The sequence below is a fragment of the Enterobacter cloacae complex sp. SYL003 genome (assembly GCF_049236925.1).
Lineage (GTDB): Bacteria > Pseudomonadota > Gammaproteobacteria > Enterobacterales > Enterobacteriaceae > Enterobacter > Enterobacter intestinihominis.
Genome location: NZ_JBMKJK010000041.1, coordinates 1 through 5,762, shown reverse-complemented (window position 1 = coordinate 5,762; position 5,762 = coordinate 1). Strand labels below are relative to the sequence as shown.

The window sequence follows — 5,762 nt, the reverse complement described above, 5'->3', positions numbered from 1 at the left end:
GATCCACGGAGCGGCCATTTAGACCCGCCAATAACGACCCGGCCAAGATAAATCGCATGACGGCCTTTTTGGCCGGGGGTAGCATGACCGGACACTTTGCGTATGCCCAAAGGAGCCCGCAAGTATGCGCAGGACGAAGCCAGTAGCCGCGCCGATGGTGGCGCGGGTCTATCTGCGCGTCAGCACCGACGCGCAGGACTTGGAACGCCAAGAGGCGATCACTACGGCCGCGAAGGCCGCCGGCTACTACGTCGCCGGCATCTACCGTGAGAAGGCATCCGGCGCACGCGCCGACCGGCCTGAGCTGCTGCGCATGATCGGCGACCTACAGCCCGGCGAGGTGGTCATTGCCGAGAAGATCGACCGCATCAGCCGCCTACCTTTGCCCGAGGCCGAGCGCCTGGTGGCCTCGATACAGGCCAAAGGCGCAAGCCTGGCCGTCCCTGGCGTGGTCGATCTATCCGACCTGGCGGCCGAGGCCCAGGGCGTCGCCAAGATCGTGCTGGAAGCCGTGCAGATCATGCTTTTTCGCCTGGCCTTGCAGATGGCCCGCGACGACTACGAGGACAGGCGCGAACGCCAGCGCCAAGGCATTGAGTTGGCCCGCCAGGCCGGGCGGTACAAGGGCCGCCGTGCTGATCCGAAGCGCCGCGCCCAAGTTGTCGCGCTGCGCAAGTCCGGCTACAGCATCAACAAGACCGCCGAGCTGGCCGGGTACAGTGCGGCCCAGGTGAAACGGATATGGGCCGAGGTCAGCCAGGCCGAAGCGAAGCAGCACGGCGCGTTCGTGGAGGACGCATTGACGGAAGCCGATGCCCTGGCCGCTGTCGGCCAGGATGAGCGCCAGGAGGAAAGGGCATGAAGAAGCCGAACCAAGACGACGAGCCGTTTTTCATCACCGAGGAGATTGCGGCCGAAATGATCGCCGGCGGCTATGAGTTCGAGCTGCCGCCCATTCCTTGCACCATCCGCCTACGCGACGTGCTGGAGCGCATGACCGATGCTGAGCTAGCATTGCAGCCGGGCGAGATCGCCGACCAGGAGCGTGAACGCTGCCGGCGCAAGCCGTGTTCAACCTCATGATCTGGTCATGGTATTTTTCATGGCACTGAGCCTGATAGTTCTTGCAAATTGTTGTCACTAAAGGGTTTTGTGTGCTTGTTTACAATCGAGTGGGTATCGGAGACGAAGAAGGACAAGGTACATGCTGACCGATACCAAGCTGCGCAATCTCAAGCCCAGGGACAAACTCTACAAAGTGAATGACCGGGAAGGTCTCTATGTGGGGGTCGCCTCAGAAAACGGAATCTATGGTCACTCCCGTTTTTGCAACACCGATTTTGACGACAAGTTGGCTTGCTTGAATCTATCCGGCGTCTGAATGGGATTTTATTCCCGCGCCTCGATGAGTTCCGCGCCTGATGAACCTCCAGAAAATATACGGCTTCAATGAGCCTTTCCGTTTTACAGGTTCCTCAACAGGCCGGTGGGCCGTTAGTATCATCAATATCAGTATTCGCAAAACCAGATGAATGATTGTTTAAACTGGTGTATTTCTGCCTTTATGCTTCGTAAGTTTGCTGTCGCGCCGTCAGTGCCCAGGCTATTCTGGCCAGCTTGTTTGCCAGAGCACAGGTGACGACAAAGTTGCTTTTCCGACACAACAACTCCCTGACCCAGTCGGCCAACTTGCCAGACTGGTGTTCCAGTTTTTGTATGAATACCCTGGCACACTGAACCAACAAAGTTCGGATCTTTTTGTTGCCCCGCTTGCTAATCCCTAACAATGTCGTCCGACCTCCCGTGCTGTACTGTCGGGGTACCAGCCCTGTTGCCGCCGCAAAGTCACGGCTGCTGGCGTACTGCTTCCCGTCGCCAATCTCAGTTGAAATAGTACTGGCAGTCAGCGTTCCAACGCAGGGAATACTCAGCAAGCGCTGTCCAACCTCATCTTCGTCCAACTTTCGTTTCAACTGAGATTCCAGATCTTTAATCTGCTCAACAAGATAGTGATAATGCTGTTGTAATTTCAGCAGTAACTGGCTGAGATAAAGAGGCAAACTACTGTCCTCAAGAAGGGTACTCAGTCGACTAATAACGGCAGCACCTCGCGGAACGCTGATACCAAATTCCAGCAGAAAAGCATGCATCTGATTAGTTGTTTTCACCTTATCCTGAACCAGGGATTCACGGACACGATGCAGAGCTCGCATTGCCTGCTGAGATTCGGTTCTGGGCTGCACGAAACGCATAGATGGACGTGATGCTGCTTCACAGATAGCTTCAGCATCAACGAAGTCATTTTTGTTGCTTTTAACGAATGGGCGGACAAATTGCGGTGATATCAGCTTTGGAAAATGCCCTAACTCTTCCAGCTTGCGTGCCATAAAGTGAGAACCGCCACAGGCTTCCATCGCGATGGTTGTTGCCGGGCATGTCGCCAGAAATTCGATTAGCTTTGGTCGGGTGAATTTTTTACGGTAAACGGCCTTCCCACGATGATCCTGACAATGAATATGGAAAGAGTTCTTACCCAGATCGATACCAATAAGCGCAATGTTTTCCATGATGGTTCTCCGAATGAAAGCCTGTCCTCAGCATAGTACTGGGAAGGAGGGAGTGACCATCTCATTAAATAAAGCACGCTAAGCCGGTTGCAGCGGTCGTAGCGGCCTGAACTTGCCCGCGCCGATCTTGGCGCTGCTGCGCCAGAGGTAATCGCCGGTGAGGTTGATGTGCTCCCAACCGAGCGGCGACAGGTACTGCAACAGCGCGTCATCAATGGCATGGCCGTTGCCACGCAGCGCGTGCGCAGCCCGTTCCAGATAGACCGTGTTCCACAACACGACGGCAGCCGTTACCAGATTGAGGCCGCTAGCCCGGTAGCGCTGCTGCTCGAAACTGCGGTCGCGGATTTCACCCAGGCGGTTGAAAAACACTGCCCTGGCCAGCGCATTGCGCGCCTCGCCCTTGTTCAGGCCGGCATGCACGCGGCGGCGCAGTTCCACGCTTTGCAGCCAGTCCAGGATGAACAGCGTGCGCTCGATGCGGCCCAGCTCGCGGAGCGCCACGGCCAGGCCGTTCTGGCGTGGGTAGCTGCCGAGCTTTCGGAGCATCAGGGAGGCCGTCACCGTGCCCTGCTTGATCGAGGTGGCCAGCCGCAGGATTTCGTCCCAATGGGCGCGGACGTGCTTGATGTTGAGCGTGCCGCCGATCATGGGTTTCAGCGCGTCATAGGCGGCGTCGCCCTTCGGGATGTAGAGCTTGGTGTCGCCCAGGTCGCGGATGCGCGGCGCGAAGCGGAAGCCCAGGAGGTGCATCAGGGCGAAGACGTGATCGGTGAAGCCCGCCGTGTCGGTGTAATGCTCCTCGATCCGCAAGTCGGACTCGTGGTACAGCAGGCCGTCGAGCACGTAGGTCGAATCGCGCACGCCGACGTTCACGACCTTGGTGTGAAATGGCGCGTACTGGTCAGAAATGTGGGTGTAGAACGTCCGCCCTGGGCTGCTCCCGTATTTCGGGTTGATGTGGCCGGTGCTCTCGGCCTTGCTGCCGGTGCGGAAGTTCTGGCCGTCCGACGATGAGGTGGTGCCGTCGCCCCAGTGCTCGGCGAAGGGATGGCGGAACTGTGCGTTGACCAGATCGGCCAGCGCCGCCCCGTAGGTTTCGTCGCGGATGTGCCAGGCTTGCAGCCAAGCCAGCTTGGCGTAGGTCGTGCCGGGGCAAGACTCCGCCATCTTGGTCAGGCCCAGGTTGATCGCGTCGGCGAGGATCGTGGTCAGCAACAGGTTCTTGTCTTTGGCCGGGTCGCCCGATTTCAGATGCGCGAAATGCCGAGTGAAGCCCGTCCATTCGTCCACCTCCAGCAGCAGTTCGGTGATCTTGACGTGCGGCAGGATCATTGCCGTCTGGTCGATCAGCGCTTGGGCGGTGTCGGGTACCGCCGCGTCGAGCGGCGTGATCTTCAAGCCTGACTCGGTGATGATGGCGTCCGGCAGCTCGTTGGCCGTCGCCATACGGTTGACGGTGGCAAGCTGTGTTTCCAGCAGCGTCAGCCGGTCGTTCAGGTACCGGTTGCAGTCGGTGGCCACGGCCAGCGGCAATTCGCTGGCCTGCTTGAGGCTGGCGAATTTCGCGGGCGGCACCAGGTAGTCCTCGAAGTCCTTGAACTGGCGCGACCCCTGCACCCAGATGTCGCCGGAACGCAACGCGTTCTTCATCTCCGACAGCGCGCACAGTTCGTAGTAGCGCCGGTCGATGCCGGTGTCGGTCATGACCAGCTTCTGCCAGCGCGGCTTGATGAACTCGGTCGGCGCGTCGGCGGGCACCTTGCGGGCGTTGTCGCTGTTCATGCCGCGCAGCACCTCGATGGCGTCGAGCACGTCCTTCGCGGCGGGAGCGGCCCGCAGCTTGAGCACGGCAAGGAATTCCGGCGCGTAGCGGCGCAGCGTGGCGTAGCTTTCGCCGATGCGGTGCAGGAAATCGAAGTCCTCGGGCTGCGCAAGCTTCTGCGCTTCGGTGACGCTCTCGGCGAAGGCATCCCAGGACATGACGGCCTCGATGGCGGCGAACGGATCGCGGCCCGCCTGCTTGGCCTCGATCAGCGCCTGGCCGATGCGGCCGAACAGCCGCACCTTGGCGTTGATCGCCTTGCCGGACGCCTGGAATTGCTGCTGATGCTTGTTCTTGGCGGCGTTGAACAGCTTGCCCAGGATGCGGTCGTGCAGGTCGATGATTTCGTCGGTGACGGTGGCCATGCCCTCGATGGCAAGCGCCACCAGGGTGGCATAGCGTCGCTGCGCCTCGAACTTGGCCAGGTCGGCGGGCGTCATCTGGCCACCCTCACGGGCGATCTTGAGCAGGCGGTTCTGGTGCACCGACCGCTCGATGCCAGAAGGCAGGTCGAGCGCCTGCCACGCTTTGAGGCGTTCGATGTGTTCCAGCATGTGCCGCGAATTCGGTTTGACGGGCGATTGGCGCAGCCAGGCCAGCCAGGTCGTTTTGCCGTTGTCCCGACGCTTGAGCAGATCGTCGAGGCGGCGGCGATGCGCGTCCGACAGCGGTTCGGCCAAGGCATCGTAGATGCGCCGGTTGGCGCGGGTGATTGCTTCGGCGCTCGCCCGCTCGACGGCGTTGAGGGCAGGCAGAATGACCGACTGCTGCCGCAGGTGCTCGATCAAGGTGCTGGCCAGCACGATGCCCTTGTCGGTCTGCAAGGCCATCTCGGTCAGCAACTGGACGGCCTGCCGGTAGTGGCCCATGGTAAAGGGCTGGAAGCCGAACACCGTTTGCAGTTCGACCAGGTGCTCGCGCCGGGTCTGCTCCCGCTGCCCGTATTCGTCCCAGCTTTCGACGCTGACCTTGAGCTGGTCGGCGACCAGTTTCAACAAGGGCGGAAACGGCGGCTCATCGACGCCCAGGATGACACCAGGAAAGCGCAGGTAACAGAGCTGCACGGCGAAGCCCAGCCGGTTGGCCGGGCCGCGCCGCTGCCGGATGATGGAGAGGTCGGTTTCGCTGAACGTGTAGTGACGGATCAACTCATCCTTGGTGTCCGGCAACGCCAGCAGGCTTTCGCGCTCGGCGGCGGACAGGATTGAACGACGTGGCATATTTACTGATCCGTTCTCAAGTATTGATACAGGGTTTCGCGACTGATTCCGAATTCACGAGCCAGCTTGGCACTGTTGCAAAGTTAGCGATGAGGCAGCCTTTTGTCTTATTCAAAGGCCTTACATTTCAAAAACTCTGCTTACCAGGCG

At 59.9% G+C, this 5,762-nt stretch carries 4 protein-coding genes and 2 pseudogenes; 3 read left to right on the top strand and 3 right to left on the bottom strand.

All coding sequences use genetic code 11. From position 1 onward, the window contains the following. Window positions 1-124 precede the first annotated feature (124 nt). From ACOT1A_RS24280 to ACOT1A_RS24270, 3 genes and pseudogenes are all read left to right on the top strand, one after another. Window positions 125-862, top strand: a complete 738-nt coding sequence (locus ACOT1A_RS24280) for a recombinase family protein (RefSeq protein WP_001446887.1) — start codon at window positions 125-127, stop codon at window positions 860-862. Next, window positions 859-1,083 carry a hypothetical protein gene (locus ACOT1A_RS24275; RefSeq protein WP_000743213.1) on the top strand — a complete coding sequence of 75 codons (225 nt, stop codon included), beginning with the start codon at window positions 859-861 and terminating at the stop codon, window positions 1,081-1,083. The genes ACOT1A_RS24280 and ACOT1A_RS24275 overlap by 4 nt, the downstream gene beginning before the upstream one ends. A gap of 121 nt (window positions 1,084-1,204) precedes the next feature. Next, window positions 1,205-1,309, top strand: a pseudogene (locus tag ACOT1A_RS24270) (Arm DNA-binding domain-containing protein); the annotation flags it as partial. A 253-nt stretch (window positions 1,310-1,562) separates the two neighbouring features. Here the strand turns inward: ACOT1A_RS24270 and ACOT1A_RS24265 are convergent. The 3 genes and pseudogenes from ACOT1A_RS24265 to ACOT1A_RS24255 all read right to left on the bottom strand — a co-directional run. Further along, the gene (locus tag ACOT1A_RS24265; protein WP_000427619.1) at window positions 1,563-2,567 is read right to left on the bottom strand and encodes an IS110-like element IS5075 family transposase; all 1,005 of its coding nucleotides are present in this window, start codon (window positions 2,565-2,567) and stop codon (window positions 1,563-1,565) included. A gap of 78 nt (window positions 2,568-2,645) precedes the next feature. Further along, entirely contained in the window at window positions 2,646-5,612 is a 2,967-nt protein-coding gene (locus tag ACOT1A_RS24260; RefSeq protein WP_042863651.1) for a Tn3 family transposase, read from the bottom strand. Window positions 5,613-5,614: 2 nt separating this feature from the next. Beyond that, window positions 5,615-5,680: pseudogene (locus ACOT1A_RS24255) on the bottom strand (helix-turn-helix domain-containing protein); the annotation flags it as partial. Window positions 5,681-5,762: the final 82 nt, after the last annotated feature.